The 18,474-nt window shown below is 38.4% G+C and carries 14 protein-coding genes and 1 other RNA gene; 8 read left to right on the forward strand and 7 right to left on the reverse strand.

Annotated features, from left to right (window positions below; genetic code table 11):
- Positions 1-22 precede the first annotated feature (22 nt).
- Positions 23-1,318, forward strand: a complete 1,296-nt coding sequence (eno, locus tag JFU24_RS18275; protein ID WP_053348619.1) for a phosphopyruvate hydratase — start codon at positions 23-25, stop codon at positions 1,316-1,318.
- A gap of 636 nt (positions 1,319-1,954) precedes the next feature.
- On the opposite strand, the gene JFU24_RS18280 is transcribed toward eno, so the two are convergent.
- Both JFU24_RS18280 and JFU24_RS18285 read right to left on the reverse strand, forming a co-directional pair.
- Complete coding sequence (locus JFU24_RS18280) at positions 1,955-2,779, reverse strand: M15 family metallopeptidase (RefSeq protein ID WP_201187307.1); 825 nt, start codon at positions 2,777-2,779, stop codon at positions 1,955-1,957.
- Between the two features lie 55 nt (positions 2,780-2,834).
- Positions 2,835-3,377: a hypothetical protein gene (locus JFU24_RS18285; protein ID WP_201187305.1), complete on the reverse strand. Its 543-nt coding sequence runs from the start codon at positions 3,375-3,377 to the stop codon at positions 2,835-2,837.
- A gap of 175 nt (positions 3,378-3,552) precedes the next feature.
- Between JFU24_RS18285 and secG the strand changes: the two genes are divergently transcribed.
- From secG to ssrA, 5 genes are all read left to right on the forward strand, one after another.
- Complete coding sequence (secG, locus tag JFU24_RS18290; protein WP_053348623.1) at positions 3,553-3,786, forward strand: preprotein translocase subunit SecG; 234 nt, start codon at positions 3,553-3,555, stop codon at positions 3,784-3,786.
- A gap of 143 nt (positions 3,787-3,929) precedes the next feature.
- Entirely contained in the window at positions 3,930-4,676 is a 747-nt protein-coding gene (locus JFU24_RS18295; protein WP_056524536.1) for an alpha/beta hydrolase, read from the forward strand.
- 33 nt (positions 4,677-4,709) lie between these two features.
- Positions 4,710-7,079 (forward strand): ribonuclease R, encoded by a 2,370-nt coding sequence (rnr, locus tag JFU24_RS18300; RefSeq protein WP_057215845.1) that lies wholly within the window; start codon positions 4,710-4,712, stop codon positions 7,077-7,079.
- Positions 7,080-7,142: 63 nt separating this feature from the next.
- Complete coding sequence (gene smpB / locus JFU24_RS18305; protein ID WP_053348626.1) at positions 7,143-7,610, forward strand: SsrA-binding protein SmpB; 468 nt, start codon at positions 7,143-7,145, stop codon at positions 7,608-7,610.
- A gap of 124 nt (positions 7,611-7,734) precedes the next feature.
- Positions 7,735-8,096: a transfer-messenger RNA gene (gene ssrA, locus JFU24_RS18310) on the forward strand.
- Positions 8,097-8,582: 486 nt separating this feature from the next.
- Here the strand turns inward: ssrA and JFU24_RS18315 are convergent.
- A complete protein-coding gene (locus JFU24_RS18315) occupies positions 8,583-10,037 on the reverse strand; it encodes a DHA2 family efflux MFS transporter permease subunit (RefSeq protein WP_201250267.1) in 1,455 nt (484 codons plus the stop codon).
- Positions 10,038-10,209: 172 nt separating this feature from the next.
- Between JFU24_RS18315 and JFU24_RS18320 the strand changes: the two genes are divergently transcribed.
- Positions 10,210-10,758, forward strand: a complete 549-nt coding sequence (locus JFU24_RS18320; RefSeq protein WP_201222673.1) for a TetR/AcrR family transcriptional regulator — start codon at positions 10,210-10,212, stop codon at positions 10,756-10,758.
- Between the two features lie 540 nt (positions 10,759-11,298).
- A complete protein-coding gene (locus tag JFU24_RS18325; protein WP_201187299.1) occupies positions 11,299-11,940 on the forward strand; it encodes an esterase/lipase family protein in 642 nt (213 codons plus the stop codon).
- A 174-nt stretch (positions 11,941-12,114) separates the two neighbouring features.
- On the opposite strand, the gene JFU24_RS18330 is transcribed toward JFU24_RS18325, so the two are convergent.
- The 4 genes from JFU24_RS18330 to fdhF all read right to left on the reverse strand — a co-directional run bounded on the left by JFU24_RS18330 (position 12,115) and on the right by fdhF (position 18,223).
- The gene (locus JFU24_RS18330; RefSeq protein WP_201250268.1) at positions 12,115-12,951 is read right to left on the reverse strand and encodes a DUF1835 domain-containing protein; all 837 of its coding nucleotides are present in this window, start codon (positions 12,949-12,951) and stop codon (positions 12,115-12,117) included.
- 643 nt (positions 12,952-13,594) lie between these two features.
- Positions 13,595-14,644: a P-loop NTPase gene (locus JFU24_RS18335; protein WP_201250269.1), complete on the reverse strand. Its 1,050-nt coding sequence runs from the start codon at positions 14,642-14,644 to the stop codon at positions 13,595-13,597.
- A gap of 143 nt (positions 14,645-14,787) precedes the next feature.
- Entirely contained in the window at positions 14,788-15,264 is a 477-nt protein-coding gene (locus tag JFU24_RS18340; protein WP_053348631.1) for a DUF1641 domain-containing protein, read from the reverse strand.
- 19 nt (positions 15,265-15,283) lie between these two features.
- Positions 15,284-18,223, reverse strand: a complete 2,940-nt coding sequence (gene fdhF / locus JFU24_RS18345) for a formate dehydrogenase subunit alpha (RefSeq protein ID WP_201250270.1) — start codon at positions 18,221-18,223, stop codon at positions 15,284-15,286.
- Between the last annotated feature and the right edge of the window lie 251 nt (positions 18,224-18,474).

Consider the following 18,474-nt stretch of genomic DNA (forward strand, 5'->3'; position numbering starts at 1 on the left):
ATTGGAAAAGGAGAGATTTATAATGCCGTACATCGAACATGTATATGCACGCGAAGTGCTAGATTCTCGTGGTAATCCAACAGTAGAAGTAGAAATCCAAACAGAGTCCGGATACTTCGGACGAGCAATTGTACCATCAGGTGCTTCCACAGGAGAACACGAAGCAGTTGAGCTTCGTGACGGAGATAAATCTCGTTACCTGGGTAAAGGGGTACAAAAAGCAGTTGATAATGTAAATGAGATCATTGCTGAAGCTGTCATCGGTTTGGATGTAACAAACCAAGCAGGCCTTGACCTTACCATGATTGAACTAGATGGTACAGAAAACAAAGGAAACTTGGGAGCAAATGCAATCCTTGGTGTATCAATGGCTGCAGCCCATGCTGCTGCGGAATTTTCCGGTTTACCATTGTATCGTTACCTTGGAGGGTTCAATGCGAAACAACTTCCAACTCCAATGATGAACATCATTAACGGTGGATCACATGCCGATAACAATGTCGACTTCCAGGAATTTATGATTCTTCCTGTCGGTGCTCCTAGCTTCAAAGAAGCAGTTCGTATGGGTGCTGAAGTATTCCATGCCTTAAAATCTGTTCTTTCTGCTAAAGGCCTGAACACGGCTGTTGGTGATGAAGGAGGATTTGCGCCAAACCTTGGTTCAAACCGTGAAGCGTTACAAGTCATTATCGAGGCAATTGAAAAAGCAGGCTACAAAGCTGGCGAAGATATCTACCTTGGTATGGACGTAGCTTCATCTGAATTCTATAACAAAGAAACAGGCAAATACGATCTTGCAGGCGAAGGCCGCAATGGAGTAACATCCGAAGAAATGGTTGCTTTCTATGAAGAGCTAGTTAATGAATTCCCGATTCTTTCTATTGAAGACGGCTTGGATGAAAATGACTGGGATGGACACAAACTTCTAACTGAACGCATAGGTTCAAAAGTTCAATTAGTGGGTGACGATTTATTTGTAACTAACACGAAAAAATTGGCTGAAGGCATCGAAAAAGGCATCGGCAACTCCATCCTGATCAAAGTGAACCAAATTGGTACACTAACTGAAACGTTTGATGCGATCGAAATGGCAAAACGCGCTGGTTACACTGCAGTCGTTTCCCACCGTTCAGGTGAAACAGAAGATGCTACAATCGCTGACATCGCTGTTGCAACAAACGCAGGGCAAATCAAAACCGGATCTATGTCTCGTACAGACCGTATCGCTAAATACAACCAACTTCTTCGCATCGAAGACCAGCTTGGTGACTTGGCTGTATATGGTGGCTTGAAATCTTTCTATAACTTGAAGAAGTAATCATTTTGAAGTCCGCTTCTGACGAGAAGCAGATTTAATTAGTACAGATTAATGCTTTTGACCTTCTATTTAAATGTGGTAATCCACATTTAAATAGGAGGTTTTTTATTTTATAAAGGATTTTTGAAGGAGTTCATGATAGAAATAAATAGCTGGAAAGAATATTATCTAGTGGAAAAAGAATTTGGTGACACATTAATATATGTTTCTATTAAAGATATTAAACCTGATGAAGTTTTTAAATACATTTTGACTTTGTTAAATGGAAAAAGAGACGCGTATATAGTTTTTGTATAATGATGATTACTTAATAAAGTAGGAGATGAAAATCTTCTTCTTTTTTATTTCAATTGACAGTAATAGATTTGGCAAAGGGAACTAGATGGATTTCATGAAATCACATGCAACATTGAAGACCAGCTTGGTGATCTTGCGGCTTGAAATCTTTCTATAACTTGAAGAAGTAATCTTCTAAAAAAGGCTGACTCTAAAATTCGTTGAAAGACGATAATACTGAGCCAGCTTTTTAATGAAAACCTTAATAACATTGGGTTCAAGCCTGATAAATAGATTTAATCAAACGTTTGATTAAATCGAATTCATCCAAAAAAAGGTGCCGCATCTGGGCACCTTTTTTTAATTATCCGTTACAGCTTGTACGGGAACTGCATTATAGAATTCTTCTAATGTACTATTGGTTTCAAAAATTTCAGCAGCGGTATCAACACCAACATAGCGGATGTGCCATGGTTCGTATTTATAGCCTGTGATGCTTTCCTTGCCTTTTGGATAGCGGATAATATATCCGTATTCATGGGCGTGTTCGGCCAGCCAGGTAGCTTCATTTGTGTCGCCGAAGCAGTCTTGAGCAGCGCATGCACCATCATGGGTCGTAACATCAATAGCTAGACCTGTTTCATGCTCGCTTGTTCCGGGCAGAGCACTGTAGGTTTTAGCTTTTTCTTCCCCGTCTCTTTTCACATAGTTATTAAAGATAGAGATTTGTGTTTGGTGTGAGCGGTAGGCAGAGACGCCAGCTAAATGCATGTTTTCTTTTTCAGCAGCTTGGAACATTTTTTCAAGAGCTTCTCCTGCTTCTTTTCGCATCATTCTTTTTTCAATTTTATCTTGAAAGATGAAATCTACTTTTGGATAGAAAAGATCGTCAGGTTTGTAATCTTCCGGCAGACTGTATTGTTTATTGACAAGGACAGGTATGCTTTCCGGTTCGGCCAATGTCTGAAGCCCTTTCTGTGCGGGTTTAACAGTCGTATCGACTTCTACCTGGCGTTGGGCCGATTCATTTGAATCACTTTTCTCATTAGTTTCTGTCTCCGTATCTTGGGAGATCGGCTGTTCTTCTTTTTGCTCTTTTTTATCATCGTTGGATAGGTCGAATGAACATCCAGCTAATAGAATAAAAGTTGAAAGAGCAGTTGCTGCAAATATAGGTTTTAACATATGAAAGGCCCCTTGCTTTTAAAATAAGATTTCCAAAGATAAAGTTTTTACAATATTACCGGGATAAATAGTCCCTTGTTAATTCACTCTGATATTTATCCAGAAATAATCCAATCCAGACTACCATCAACAAAAAAGGATAATCATTACGGACTGCGGCTTCCACGACTGGTGTAGACCAAAAGTGCGAAAGGAAACCAGATGACATTCTGATTGTCTCAAATGTGACTAGGGCGTGTAGCGATAGCCAGAGAATCGTAAGGGTATTAGTTCCAAACCCAATAACTGCGGCTACGATACTCAGTAAAACAGCTGCTGCCCCAATTAGAAGTACATGAAAGCTTGATTGGAAAAAGTCGACACTGCTATTGGAAAGTCCATTATAAATAATAGCAGTAAAATAAATAGTTGTCGTGATATATGCAGCAAATAATAAGTAACGGTTTCCGTGATACTTGGCAAGCAGCAATAAAAGCGGTGATAGGATGATTAACAGGACACTCATAAGGTTGCTACCGCCTGTCCATAAAGAATAACCGGCAACCGCCGAGAATAGGATGGTCAGGAGATCAAGAATCCGAAGTATGGACTTAAACATGGTGACACCTCTTTCTTCTCTTTATGTAAATTATCTCAAACTTTGATTCAAAAAGAAATCAATGACTATAAATGTTTAGAAGTTCTTACCATAAAATCATAACAAAGATTGTAGATATTTATTGGGTGTGGTAAAGTTAAATTAATTGTATTGGTCCTTCAGGAGGTGTAATTGCATGCATGCAATTCTCATAACGCTTTTAGTGATTGTTAGTATCGCTCTTATTGTGACGGTATTGCTTCAATCAGGAAAAAGTGCAGGTTTATCAGGTGCGATTGCCGGTGGTGCTGAGCAGTTATTCGGAAAACAAAAAGCACGCGGCTTAGACCTAATTTTACATCGGGCAACGATAGTATTAGCTGTTTTATTCTTTGCTTTAACTTTACTTGTTGCATTCTTTGATGTGTAATGGATCAAAAATGAGTCTAGCTAAATAGCTAGGCTTTTTTCTTTGCACTATAGTTGTATGTATAGATATAGTAATTTTAGCACTTAATGATAAAATACAGAAATTTTTTTGGATGCTATTTACAAATAAAGGAGCTTATAATCATGAAAATCAAGCTGCAACAGCCCTTTACTTTTGAAGGCGGAAAAAGAGCTGTCTTACTTTTACACGGATTTACGGGAAATTCTGCAGATGTACGTATGCTTGGCCGATACTTGGAGAAACAGGGATACACCTGTCATGCTCCACACTATAAAGGACATGGTGTGCCACCAGAGGAATTGGTAAAAACGGGTCCTGCTGATTGGTGGAAAGATGTCATGATGGCCTATGATTTTTTAAAAAGCAAAGGCCATGAAGAAATTGCTGTTGCTGGACTCTCATTAGGAGGCGTATTTTCTCTGAAATTAGGTTACACTGTACCTATAAAGGGTATCGTATCAATGTGTGCGCCTATGTATATTAAAAGTGAAGAAATGATGTATAAAGGAGTATTGGAGTACGCCAGAGAATTTAAGAAGTACGAAGGGAAAACACAAGAACAAATAGAGCAGGAAATGGACCGCTTTGCTGACAAACCTATGAATACATTGAAAGCTCTTCAGGAATTGATAACTGATGTACGAGAGCACGTCGATCATATCTACACGCCGACATTTGTCGTGCAGGGTCGGCATGATGATGTAATCAATCCAAAAAGTGCCGATATTATTTATGAAGCTATCGAATCACCTGTTAAACAAATCAAGTGGTATGAAGAATCCGGTCATGTCATAACCCTTGATAAAGAACGTAACCAGTTGCATGAAGATGTATTTGAATTTTTAGAAAGTCTGGATTGGTCCGAATAACAAAATTATCATACCCTGAATAGGAGGGGTTTTATGGAAGATAACATTCAAGAACACATAAATAAGCTTCTGACGTATATGACAGACGAAGCGTATAAGCCGTTAACAGTACAAGAACTTGAAGAGGCTCTAAAAATCGAAGACTCAGCAGACTTCAAGAATTTCGTGAAGGCGCTAGTTAAGATGGAAGAAAAGGGATTGGTAGTCAGAACGAGAAGCAATCGTTACGGTCTGCCGCAAAAAATGAACTTATTTCGCGGTAAATTAACAGGACATGCTAAGGGCTTCGCATTTGTTACACCTGAAGATAATCCAGGAATGGATGATATTTTCATTCCGCCAAATGAAACAGGTACAGCAATGCATGGAGATATCGTCATGGTCCGTGTTTCTTCAGAAACATCCGGCTCAAGACAAGAAGGTACAGTTATTAGAATACTTGAACGCGGAATTACACAAGTAGTCGGTACATACTCCGAGAGTAAAAGTTTTGGTTTTGTCATCCCAGATGATAAAAAAATTGCGAATGATATTTTCATTCCACAGCATGCCTCTCATGGAGCGGTAGAGGGTCATAAGGTTGTAGTTAAGCTGACTTCTTATCCTGAAGGACGTGTAAGTGCAGAAGGAGAAGTCATTGAAATTCTTGGGCATAAGAATGACCCTGGCGTGGATATTCTGTCAGTAATTCATAAATATGGTTTGCCAATGGAGTTCCCTGAAGAAGTCATGGAGCAAGCTAATGCCGTTTCGGATACCATTGAAGAAAGTGAAATTGGCAACCGCAGGGATTTGCGTAATGATGTATTAGTAACGATAGATGGAGCGGATGCGAAGGACTTGGATGATGCTGTTACGGTTTCTAAACTTGAAAATGGCAATTACAAGTTGGGTGTACATATTGCTGACGTAAGCCATTATGTGAAGGAAGGTTCACCGATCGATAAGGAAGCTCTTGAAAGAGGTACGAGCGTTTATTTGGTGGACAGGGTTATTCCTATGATTCCGCATCGCTTATCGAATGGGATTTGTTCTTTGAACCCTCAAGTTGATCGTTTTACACTATCGTGTGAAATGGAAATCACGCCAAATGGCGATGTCGTCAATCATGAAATTTTTGAAAGTGTCATTAAAACGACGGAACGAATGACTTATGGCAATGTGAACAAAATTCTTGTGGACAAAGATGAAGAACAACTCGAACGATATGAAGCGCTGGTACCTATGTTCCAGGACATGGAGAAGTTAGCGGCCATTCTTCGTAAAAAGCGGATGAACCGCGGTGCAATCGACTTTGATTTTAATGAAGCGAGAGTCATTGTGGATGAAGAAGGACATCCGACTGAAGTTGTATTACGTGAAAGATCAGTTGCGGAAAAGCTGATTGAAGAGTTCATGCTTGCAGCTAACGAAGCTGTTGCAGAGCATTTCCATCGTCTCGATGTACCTTTCATTTACCGTATTCACGAGGATCCGAAACCTGAAAAACTGCAGCGCTTCTTTGAATTCATTACGAACTTCGGATATATTGTTCGAGGATCGGCCAATGATGTTCATCCAAAGGCTTTACAGGAAATCATTGAGGCTGTTGCTGGAAAACCGGAAGAAACGGTTATTTCAACGGTAATGCTTCGTTCAATGCAACAGGCTAAATATGATCCGGAGAGTTTGGGCCACTTTGGCTTATCAGCTGAGTTTTATACCCATTTCACATCACCGATACGCCGTTACCCGGATTTAATCGTGCATCGTTTAATTCGGACCTATTTGGTGGAGGGTAAACTAGATCAAGCTACCAAGGAAAAGTGGAATGCCATTTTACCTGAGATTGCCGATCATACGTCGAAGCGCGAACGTCGGTCAGTCGATGCTGAGCGGGAAACCGATGATTTGAAGAAAGCAGAGTACATGCTTGATAAAATTGGTGAAGAATACACTGGTATCATTGGATCTGTTACGAACTTCGGGATGTTTGTTGAGCTGCCGAATACCATTGAGGGGCTTGTTCATGTAAGCTTTATGACGGATGATTATTACCGTTTTGATGAGCGTCAGCTTGCGATGATCGGGGAACGAACAGGTAAGGTATTCCGGATTGGCGATGAGATAGACATACGTGTTTCCAACGTGAATAAAGAGGAACGGGCCATTGATTTTGAAATTATCGGCATGAAAGTTAGCCGTCCTCGTCCTTCTGGGGAGAAGAAAATATTCAAGGCTAATTCAGGTGAGCGTAAACGAGGCCGCGGTGGTAATTCGGGCCGTAACGAAAGCAAAGGCGGAAGCCGTGGAGGCAATCGCAATAGTGATTCGTCTTCTTCAGAAAGAAAACCGAAAAAGAAGAAAAAATTCTTTGAAAATGCGCCAGCTGCTAAGCGCAAAAGAAAACCTAAAAAGAGATAAGATTGAGGAGAGAGGATGATCCAGTCATCCTCTCCCTGATTGGATGATAAAGGGGAGAGTTAGATGCCAAAAGGCTCAGGGAAGCAATTAGCACAAAATAAAAAAGCATTTCATGATTTCTTTATTGAAGATACCTTTGAAGCAGGAATTGTTTTGCAAGGGACAGAAATCAAATCGATTCGGGCCGGAAAAGCCAATTTAAAGGATTCCTTTGCCAAAATTGAAAACGGCGAATTGTATCTACATAACATGCATGTCAGTCCTTATGAGCAAGGAAACCGTTACAATCATGATCCATTACGGACACGAAAACTTCTCCTGCACAAAAAGGAAATTAATAAGCTTATCGGGGAAACGAAAGAAACAGGATACACAATTGTACCCTTGAAAATGTATTTGAAAAATGGCTTTGCCAAGGTTTTAATTGGGCTGGGTAAAGGGAAGAAACAATATGACAAGCGTGAAGACCTGAAGAAGAAGGAAGCGAAACGTGATATTGAACGTGCTTTCCGCGACAGACAAAAGATGTAGAACTGCCAAGACCTTACAATTGATTTTTTTAATGAATCTGTTATAATTAATCCTGTACCGATGACAACTGAATATCAGCACAACTTGCTGACTATTCTTTTCTCGTACGCTCCATTTTAATCATGGGGACGTTACGGATTCGACAGGGATAGTTCGAGCTTAAGTTGCGAGTCGAGGGGATCGGCCTCGTTAAAACGTCAACGCCTATAACTGGCAAACAAAACAACAACCTAGCTTTCGCTGCGTAACAACAGTCGATAGCTGTTCCTCCCTCCATGGCCCACGTGGTAGGGTAAGGGACTCACTCTAAGTGGGATACGCCGGAATCCACCGTCTGAGGATGAAGGAAGAGACCAATCAGACTAGCTGCTCTGCCGCCTGTCGATAGGCTAATGAGTTCGCGAAATGCGAATATATCGACTACACTCGTAGAAGCTTAAGTGCCGTTATGTCTGGACGTGGGTTCGACTCCCACCGTCTCCACCAATACATATATTGGTGGTTTTTTATTTTTATATAACAGGAAGCGTAACTTTTCATAAAATGCAGGGTTATGCTTCCTTTTTTGTTGTGCAATAATATGCTTCCACAAAGTTAACGTTAACTCACTTATTGTGGTTTTATAAAAAAGATTGATCATTTAAAACAAAGTTAGATTATTTAAAATAAAGATTGATCATTTATAATAAAGCAACACTTATTAGGATAGCGTCAGGAAAATGCGGATTTACAACATTAAGAAAGTTTTAATGGTCTTTAAAGAATCTAGGGTGATCATTTTCTCTGAATTAATTCCGTAAATTAATATGATCCCATCCTAAAGTAGATATATGATGTAAAAAGTCACCATTAAAATTACCTACTCCGAGATGAATTATATGGAATTGTAATATCTAAAAAATAACAAAGCATATCTGAGATTTCTCAGATATGCTTTCATTTTAAATACACTAAATAATAATGTTGACTGTTTTAGTTATGTGATTCACTTTCGTATTTTTGAATGGCTACTTTTTTAGGCATTAAACATGCAAAAATTAATGCTACAAAAGATACGAATAACATAAATACATAGGCGTCACTTGAGCTGAAGATAGAAGATAATTTCGCTAGTTGTATAGCTGAAATGTCTCCATTTTCAATGGATAACTGAGAAGCATGCGAAGTTGCTTGAATTGTATACACTGTGATGATAACTGCTGTTCCTATAGCACCTGCTAATTGGCGAATGGTATTATTTACTGCTGAACCATGTGAACCCAATTCTCTGGGTAAAGCATTCAACCCTGCTGTATTTAAAGGCATCGAAATGAAACTTAATCCAATTCGTAAAATAATGGTACGAACCATTAAATACATATAAGTTGTGGATTCGGTCAAATCAATTGCACCCCACATCGAAATAATGATAAATACTAAACCTGTAATAAAGAGTGGCTTCGCCCCGTATTTATCATACATTTTACCTGTGATAGGTGATAAGAAGGCATTAATCACGGCTCCAGGTAATAGAAGTAGACCTGATTCAAATGCGGTAAAACCTCGTCCATTTTGCAAGTAAATTGGTAAAAGAATTAGATCGGCATACATAATCATCGTAATGAGTATGTTAATGACTGATGTAAGAGTGAAAATTTTATACTTAAATACGGATAAATTTAATAATGGATCGTTAGACTTTATTTGACGTAAACAGAATAGAGTTGTAACGATTATTCCGATGATGATTGTTGTAATAACAACTGGATGTGCCCATCCTTTGCTTCCTGCACTACTAAAGCCAAATAAAATACAACCAAAGCCAATCGTTGATAAAATGACACTTACGATATCTAATTTTGCTTTTGTTGTGTCTGCAACATTCATTAAATATTTAAAAGCCAGAATAATGACGATTAATACTATTGGAGCTAATCCAATAAATAGCCATCTCCATGATACATATTCAATGATAAAGCCAGATATTGTTGGAGCGATGGCTGGGGCAAAAATTATGGCAAAGCCGATAGTTCCCATAATACTTCCACGCTTTTCACTAGGGTATAAATACAAAATAACCGTCATCATTAGTGGCATAATAATTCCTGCCCCAATTGCTTGAATCATTCTTCCTGTTAACAGAATGCTAAAGTTCATGGCACAGGCACATAGCACAGTCCCCATGAACAAAAAGAACATCGAGCTAATAAACAGCTGCCTTGTTGTAAAACGTTTCATTAAAAACGCAGTAATCGGCACTAAAATACCGTTTACGAGCATAAAGCCTGTTGATAGCCATTGTACAGTTGCAGCCGTAACATGAAATACCTCCATAAAATTACTCATTGCTACATTTAATAGTGTTTGATTTAATGTTGATAAAAAACAGCCAGCAATCAGGACCATTAATAAGATTTTTTTATTTTTTTCCGCTATTTCCTTCTGCATTCATAAACTCCTTTATTCTAGACTTGAATTATCGACACCGTGTCGATAAAATCAATAGTAACAAGATATATATTCTTTGACCATGAACAGTTTTTTTAAAAATGTTCACTACTCGACATAAAACATATATGATGTTGAGAAAGTAAAAGGAAAATCTATAAGGGGGTTAAAAATGTCTACACCTAAAAAAGAAGATCCTCGTACAATTCGTTCAAGAGAAATGTTTAAAAATGCCGTCTTTTCTCTTTTATGTGAGGACCCCGCCATTTCAAACTTAACGGTTCAGAAAGTCGCAGCCAAAGCAGAATTAAATCGGACAACATTTTACTTACATTATCAAGATATTCAAGATTTACTAACGCAAATCACCAACGAGATTTCAAATGAGCTTTCTAATAAAATTGTTGATTTAATACATGCAAAAGATTTATCAGAAAAACAAAAGCTAACACAATTTCTTGATTATTTATATATCCATCGAAATTATTTACTTATTATATTTAAAATGAATCAATTTGAGGAGCAATTGTTTTTATTTTTAAAGCAACTAGTAGAAACAAGAAGAAAGAATACCAAAAAGGATTTACCTGCTGACTATGTCGCGGTTGATATTAAAACAGCTTCATTGGTAGGCATCATCATGTGGTGGATAACGAAGGGGCTTCATTTTAGTTCAGATTATATTGCAAATCAAATTTATTTAATGTACAAAGTGCAATGATTCTAAATCATTCATCCATATTATTAATAAACATTGGAATCCGTAAATGATGAAAATTAAAAGGACCATTAAAGTTATTCTCTTACAAGTAAGAGTGTAAAGTAGGAACAAGTAACGAAAAAAGCCCAATTCCTCAATTTTAATGCTGAGAAATTGGGCTTTTTATATTGGCATTTCCTTAACGTTGTAAATCCGCATTTTCCTGACGCTACAAGAAGAAAGAAAACAATGGTCAATTAGGGCTGTTACCCTTATTTGCATATAAATAATAATAGAAAATATTACCATTTGTTCAAAAGTATAAAGGATAAATTTAAATGAAGTGTCCCCTTTGTAAAGGTTATTTGAAAAAAGGACTAGGCGGCACAAAAAAGATGATTTCTGTATTTTACAGGGCCATAGGCGAAGTAGTTTTTCTCTTATTTACCAGTTAAATACCAGCAGTAACCAGTGTTACAAAAAGTTGCCGGTTGTTTCACCCTCCAAAATGTATGACAATTAACGTAACAAAAAAGCAGACAAACACATAGGAGGGAAATAATGAAAAATAAGAGATTGCTACTTTCAATAATTGCATGCATGGCCATTATTTTTTCTGTTGTTACTATTCAGCCTTCTGATTCCAAAGCACAGACAAACAGCCATGATCCAGTTATCTTCATTCACGGAGCCGGCGGTAATAGCGGAAACTTTAACAGCATTAAGAACTACCTGAAAGCACAAGGCTGGTCCGATAATGAACTGTATGCCATCGAAATGGTGGATAAATCGGGTAATAGCTTGAATAATGCAAGACAGCTAGCTCCTTATGTAGATGAAGTGTTAAAGAAAACAGGAAAGAGTAAGGTTGATATTATTGGACACAGCGCGGGAGGCATCAATACCCTGACTTATATTCTCCTCAATGGCGGCGGAAGCAAGGTAAACGATGTGGTAACGTTGGGTTCTCCAAACAAATTTGTAACATCGAAAGCTCCCGTAGGTACAGATCCTACCCGTAAAATCCGTTATACTTCGATTTACAGTACCAACGACTATGTTGTACCCACTTCGCTTTCAATACTTCAGGGAGCGAAAAACGTTCAAATTAGCGGTGTAGACCACGTGGGAATGCTCTGGAACAGTAAAGTCAACGAGCTGATTAAAGAAGGATTGAATGGCGGAGGGACAAATACAAATTAACAAAAGATTCTTATCTTGAACTTAGTTTTTTCAGCAATATTAAACACATACCGCCTAATGCTTTACTAGAATGTTAATCGAAGCCAGAACGAATAACAACAATCTATAAGCATGCAGCACAAAGAAGATGATTTCCTGTATTTAACAGGGGTCATCTTCTTTAAGTTCTACTATTTAAGATAATCGAATCTTCAATTTTCCTAAAGATCCCAGATTTCCTTGATAACTTAATTTTTGTTGCTGAATCAATTGGTATATTCGGAAAGCTAAATACGTATCACCAATACATTGGTCACTTTCCCCCATTACTTCTCCAACAACTCGGGCTGCACTTTGATATTCATTTGAAATATTTTTTAAGATAGATCCATCATAATAATCTTCAGATACAGCTACTAGTTTTCCATCTAATAATATTCTTAATACGTCTTTCGTTTGAGACCATTTTTTCCAGTCACTTATTAAATCTTTAATTTTTATATGAGACATGCTTTTTTTCATTTGTAGAGCATCTGAAATCAGTTTTGGAGGCATTTCACCTAAACTTCTTATCACATATGAAATTTCTTTGTCCTGTAAGTCACGTACTTTGTATTCTATATGGTGGCTGTACTCTGTAACATCGACCTCTTCAAATTGAATATGTTTATTTTGAAGTAAAAATAATACAAATCTTAAACCGATTTCATCAGAAGTATTGTCACCATGCCATAAGATTACTCTGCTATTACTCGGAACTTCAATTGCGATTCGTGAATTACTTTTAAGGATTGTTTCAATCCAATCTAAGTAGTCTGTATCTGAGGTTGGTCCTGTTTTTGTTAACACTTCTTTCATCCATTGTTTTCTTTCGTGTAGCCCTTCAATAGATTCTAATTTATAAATAGGACCTATTGAAAAATCTTCATTAATACAAATAATTTGTTGGTTTTGGTGTTCATTACTTTTTTGAAAAATGTTTTTTAAACTCCCATAAGCAGAATCACCAAAACAAATATGTACAACATTCATATTTTTATCTCCTTACTGACTAAATATGGCTATTTTTGTATGGAAAGAGCAAATATGAGCTAATTGCTCTTTTTCGTTTTATTATATGTGATATAAAAAGGAATAACTATCGAATTAAATTCCATATAGGTCGAATTTTTATAAGATAATTACTTCTTTTGAACAAACGGTAACGCAAATAAAGGGTCCATTATTAAAAATACACTCTAGAGAAATAGCGTAAAGTTGATAATTCCTCATTCTTACAATCGGGGTTAGAACAGAAACCGGATTTTACAGGCAAAGTATTTGGAAAGTTTTATTCTGAATTCTTCCAGGTGCTCCTGCTCCTGTGCAAGGTTTAATAGACAAAGGAGAGGACCTGCCCCTCGCAAGGGTTTGCCGCTCTATATCGGCAAAATTGAGTAAATTCTCGTCTTATTCATTCCATTAACAAGTTCCGGAAGTGTATCCGCTATAACTCTCGACTATAAATCAATCGTCAATTGAGGGAGTTTTTACTTGTTTCATCTTCTGCTAGTGCTACGAGAATATTGCAATCATTGAATCTAACAAGTAGGGGGGCGAATAAGGGGAGAGTATACAGCTTGTCTTTTAATGAGTAAAAAAAGAGGACGACTCTTAAGAGTCAACCTCTGTTCAATTATGCTTGATTGATAATATCTTCTGCTAAAGATGTAAAGGTTTCTCCAACGTACGATTCTTCATCAAAGACAGAGGCGTCGTTATTTTCTTTGCGGTTTGAGAATGGGATGGTAGAGATTACTTCAGTTTCAAGTCGTTGTGCCAAAATGGCCCCGCCGCCTTTTCCAAACAGGTAATTCCTCGATCCGTCCTGTTCTTCAAAATATGCCATGTTTTCGATGACACCCAAGATTTCATGTTTAGTATGTTTGGCCATTGCACCTGCTCTTGAAGCGACAAAAGAGGCGACGTTATGTGGAGTGGTTACAACGATTTCCTTAGCTTGAGGGATCATTGCCGCTACGTCGATGGCTACGTCTCCAGTTCCAGGAGGTAAATCAAGCAGCAGGTAATCCAGTTCTCCCCAATGCGTGTTCACAAGGAAGTTTTTTATCCATTTATTAAGCATAGGTCCCCGCCACATAACAGGATTATCATCTGCTGCAAAAAATCCCATGGACATGACCTTCACACCATGACTGACAACGGGAATGACGGTTTGGTCAATCATCGTTGGTTTTTGGCTAATCGCCATCATTGCAGGGACACTGAAGCCATATATATCAGCATCTAAAATGCCCACACGTTTGCCCATTCGTGCTAAAGAGACTGCGAGATTAATCGTAACAGTTGATTTTCCAACTCCTCCTTTCCCGCTTGTAACGGCAATGAAGGTCACACCTGAATCAGGGCGAAGCATATTAGGCATACCCGTTTCAGTGGTTGCATTGCTTTTTAGTAATTTCGTCAAGGCTTCTCGTTCTTCTTTAGTCATCGAGCCAAATTGTAAAGACACAGTTGAAGCACCAATGGCTTTTAGCGAGTTTTCAATATCTTCCTGAATTTTCGCTTTTAAAGGACAACCTTGAATGGTTAAGACTACTTCTAACTGGATATGGGTTCCGTCGATTTTGATATTTCTAACCATATTCAACTCTACAATACTTTTATGCAATTCAGGATCTTCGACATGTTTCAAAGCATCCATGACTTTTTCATGTGTTAGCATTTCATCCATCCTTTTGTTTTCAATATCGTCGTGCATGATAGAAAAAAGACTCAAAAGAAGGATGAACTTCTTTTAAGTCTTAATCTATTTGTTGAGAGAAAGCTGACTTTTAGGGATAGTCACTTGTAAAAAAGGTTCTAAATCTATTCTTTTAGTTCCTTACCCATTCCTTTTAGGAAATGGATGCCAAAACCGATTGCTCGATTTATATCTGGGTCATTTAATGTTTTCATTAAATTCATTACACCAATTTTCTTATCGGTCTGTAGGAATTTGTTGGCTTCATCGACTCCTGCTAGTGCACTGTTAAGTAGTTTTGTAGATTGTGCGGCATCAGCGTTCATCAAAGCTCCTGTTGCTCCCATAAGGGTATTGATTAAATTGGTTACAGGTTGTCTTGTGACTTGTTGAAGAGCGATTTTTGCAATTTGTTCTTTTCCTTGAAGCATGGAATTCGCAGCTTCAAGGACACCTGATTCATTAAGTTCACCGAGGATTTTAAACATATTGTTCAACACATCCTCATTGTTGGTGACAAGCGTTTTTAGTTCTTCGAGTTTTTGTAGCTTTATTTCTTCCTCTGTTATAGGGTTATGGATTTCCGTAATTGGAGCTGCCATGAGCTTCACCCTCCTTTAATTATTTATCCGTTAAGTGAACATACCCTGGACGAGCCCACTTACGTTCTACCTCAACACCTTTTTGAGGATGACGTTTTTTATTCCGTGGATTAGATCCCGGTAATGGAGTGTCTCCGCTTTTATTTAATACTTCCATGCGAACCATCGTTTGTTTATAAGCAGGCGTGCTTGTACGGTTATCATACACAGGACCTGTCAGGAAATTAATGGCTGAATCTTTGTCAACTGAGTTCATCGGTAGAAAAAGCTCATTTGCTTGTACTCGGTCTGTGATAAGAACCTTTAATTTAACGGCTCCGAACGGTGACACTAAGCGTACGAGTCCGCCGTCATTGACTTTACGTTCTTTTGCAAGCTCAGGAGAAACCTCAACGAATATATCAGGAACTTTAGATTGAATTCCATTGGATTTATTCGTCATATTTCCTTCATGGAAATGTTCAAGCATACGTCCATTGTTGATATGAAGATCATATTCCTCTGGGAACTGAGCAGGCTCCACCCAATCAGATAGAGCAAAACGGGCTTTCTTATCAGGGAAGTTGAAGCCATCCACATAAAGAAGCGGTGTGCTAGTTCCATCATGGCTTCCCCATAGGAAGCTGTTCCAGCCTTCAAGGACTTCATAATTCGCTCCGCTGAATATTGGAGACAGGCTCGCCATTTCCGCATAAATTTCACTTGGATGATTGAAGTTCCAATCCGCTCCTAAACGTTTAGCAATTTCTTGGGTGATCCACCAGTCTGCTTTAGCTTCTCCTAAAGTAGGCAGTGCTTGGTATAAACGCTGTACGCGACGTTCTGTATTAGTGAACGTTCCGTCTTTTTCAAGAGATGGTACTCCTGGTAATACGACGTCTGCATATTGAGCTGTTCTAGAAAGGAAAATATCTTGAACAACAAAGAAATCTAAGCTTGATAACACTTTATGGACGTGGTTGGCATCGGAATCGACAAGTGCCATATCTTCACCGACAAGGTACATTGCTTTCATATCGCCTTTTTCAATAGCGTGAAGCATTTCGATATTGTTCATACCTGGTTTTCCATCAATTTTTACTCCATATGCTTTTTCGAATTTAGCACGTGCTACATCATCAGAAATATGCTGATATCCTGGAAGCCATGTTGGAAGTGTACCCATATCGCAAGCACCTTGTACATTGTTATGACCGCGAAGCGGATAAGCTCCAGCCCCTGGACGACGGTAGTTTCCTGTAGCTAGTAAAAGGTTGGAAATCGCAGCGGAAGTATCGGAACCTCCAGTGTTTTGTGTTACACCCATTCCCCAAAGAATACAAGTCCCGTCAGCATCACGAATCATTTCGGCTACTTGAATTAGTGTTTCTTTTGAAATCCCTGTGTTTAGTTCTGCATATTCTAAGGTATATTTTTTAAGTATCTCTTTATAATCGTCGAAGAAGTTCACATTTTCACTGATGAATTCTTGATCATGCCAACCTTGATCGATCATATATTTTGTAACGGCCATTAGCCATACTTGGTCCGTACCTTGCTTTGGTCTCATAAAGATATCAGAACGCTCTGCCATTTCATTTTTACGAAGATCTGAAACAATCAGTTTTTGACCATGAAGCTTATGTGCCCGCTTAACGCGTGTTGCTAGTACAGGATGGCCTTCAGCCGGGTTTGCCCCAACGATAATGACAAGACCTGCAGCGGCGATATCTTTAATCGTTCCAGCATCTCCACCCATGCCGACTGTACGGAACAATCCATCTGTTGCTGGAGATTGACAGTAACGGGAGCAATTGTCGACGTTATTCGTTTCGAAAACTTGACGTGCTAGTTTTTGAATTACATAGTTTTCTTCATTCGTAATCTTAGATGAAGAAATGAAACCTACAGAATTACCTCCGTGCTGTTGTTTGATTGAACCTAATCTAGATGAAATTAAATCAAGTGCTTCATCCCAGCTTGATTCAACAAATTGTCCATTTTTACGAATTAGGGGCTTAGTTAACCGTTTTTCAGAGTTTACGAAGTCCCAACCGAATTTCCCTTTAACACAAGTGGAAATCGCATTAACAGGGCCTTCATGAGTTGGTTGGACTTTAAGGATTTTTCGGCCTTTTGTCCAAACTTCGAATGAGCAGCCTACCCCACAGAACGTACAGACTGTTTTTGTCTTCTTCGTCCGAGTGTCTCGCATTGCTGCTTCAATTTCTGAAATGGCAAATATACCACTGTAGCCAGGTTCTACTTCTTTAACAAGATCAATCATTGGCTCAAGCATGTCGTTTTTCAAACCTGACATGAAACCAGCTTCACCAAGCATTGATTTCTCCATTAATGCATTACAAGGACAAATGGTTACACACTGTCCGCAACCGACACAAGATGAGTTGTTAATATCTGTTCCTTCATCCCATATTACCCGAGGGCGATCTGCTTCCCAGTCAATGGATAGCGTTTCATTGACCTGAAGGTTTTGGCAGACTTCTACGCATTGTCCGCATGCAATACATTGATTAGCATCATAGCGGTAAAAAGGATGGGACATATCGACGTCACCCAAATTCACTTTCGGTGTGTAAGGATATTTTTGATGTTCAATTTCCATTAATTCTGCGGTGTTATGAAGTTTACAATTTCCATTATTATTATCACATACTGTACAGTATAAAGAATGATTTTCCAGGATCCGGTCCATAGCTTCGGTTTGGGCTTCTTTTGCCTTGCTTGAGTCTAAGGCAATATCCATGCCGCTCACTGCCGCTGTCGAGCAGGATCGGACGAGTTTCCCATTTACTTCTACGATACATGTATCACATGTTTGGATCGGATCTACTTCAGGAACATAACAAATTTGTGGATGAGCTATCTCATTTTGATTGATAACTTCCAGTATTGTTGATCCGGTTTTTGCTGTATAGTCCAAACCATTAATTTTTATAGTAATATTTGAATCGCTCATAATATTTCCCCCTTTTATAGCCGAAAACACGAAAAAAACCACCATGATTACACCTCCGGCTCTGAACGGTGGTGTAAGTCATGGTGGAATAGTTTAATAGCAAAACTTGCCAATATACCAATCATACCATTATGTATGGGTATTGAGAAAAGATAGAAACACAACAGTACACTATTGCGTACCCAACTTTTATTATTGATATTATACCTTTAATTTCAAAAAGAAACAATCCTGTAAAGGAGCTACCATTT

The sequence above is a fragment of the Peribacillus sp. TH27 genome, from assembly GCF_016650915.1.
Taxonomy (GTDB): domain Bacteria; phylum Bacillota; class Bacilli; order Bacillales; family DSM-1321; genus Peribacillus; species Peribacillus butanolivorans.

Excerpts from the sequence above, each read along its gene's own strand:
- secG (WP_053348623.1), top strand. The coding sequence starts at position 3,553 with ATGCATGCAATTCTCATAACGCTTTTAGTGATTGTTAGTATCGCTCTT.
- JFU24_RS18335 (WP_201250269.1), bottom strand. The coding sequence starts at position 14,644 with ATGCTAACACATGAAAAAGTCATGGATGCTTTGAAACATGTCGAAGAT.
- smpB (WP_053348626.1), top strand. The coding sequence starts at position 7,143 with ATGCCAAAAGGCTCAGGGAAGCAATTAGCACAAAATAAAAAAGCATTT.
- JFU24_RS18280 (WP_201187307.1), bottom strand. The coding sequence starts at position 2,779 with ATGTTAAAACCTATATTTGCAGCAACTGCTCTTTCAACTTTTATTCTA.
- JFU24_RS18285 (WP_201187305.1), bottom strand. The coding sequence starts at position 3,377 with ATGTTTAAGTCCATACTTCGGATTCTTGATCTCCTGACCATCCTATTC.
- eno (WP_053348619.1), top strand. The coding sequence starts at position 23 with ATGCCGTACATCGAACATGTATATGCACGCGAAGTGCTAGATTCTCGT.
- JFU24_RS18315 (WP_201250267.1), bottom strand. The coding sequence starts at position 10,037 with ATGCAGAAGGAAATAGCGGAAAAAAATAAAAAAATCTTATTAATGGTC.
- JFU24_RS18325 (WP_201187299.1), top strand. The coding sequence starts at position 11,299 with ATGAAAAATAAGAGATTGCTACTTTCAATAATTGCATGCATGGCCATT.
- JFU24_RS18330 (WP_201250268.1), bottom strand. The coding sequence starts at position 12,951 with ATGAATGTTGTACATATTTGTTTTGGTGATTCTGCTTATGGGAGTTTA.
- JFU24_RS18295 (WP_056524536.1), top strand. The coding sequence starts at position 3,930 with ATGAAAATCAAGCTGCAACAGCCCTTTACTTTTGAAGGCGGAAAAAGA.
- fdhF (WP_201250270.1), bottom strand. The coding sequence starts at position 18,223 with ATGAGCGATTCAAATATTACTATAAAAATTAATGGTTTGGACTATACA.
- JFU24_RS18340 (WP_053348631.1), bottom strand. The coding sequence starts at position 15,264 with ATGGCAGCTCCAATTACGGAAATCCATAACCCTATAACAGAGGAAGAA.
- JFU24_RS18320 (WP_201222673.1), top strand. The coding sequence starts at position 10,210 with ATGTCTACACCTAAAAAAGAAGATCCTCGTACAATTCGTTCAAGAGAA.
- rnr (WP_057215845.1), top strand. The coding sequence starts at position 4,710 with ATGGAAGATAACATTCAAGAACACATAAATAAGCTTCTGACGTATATG.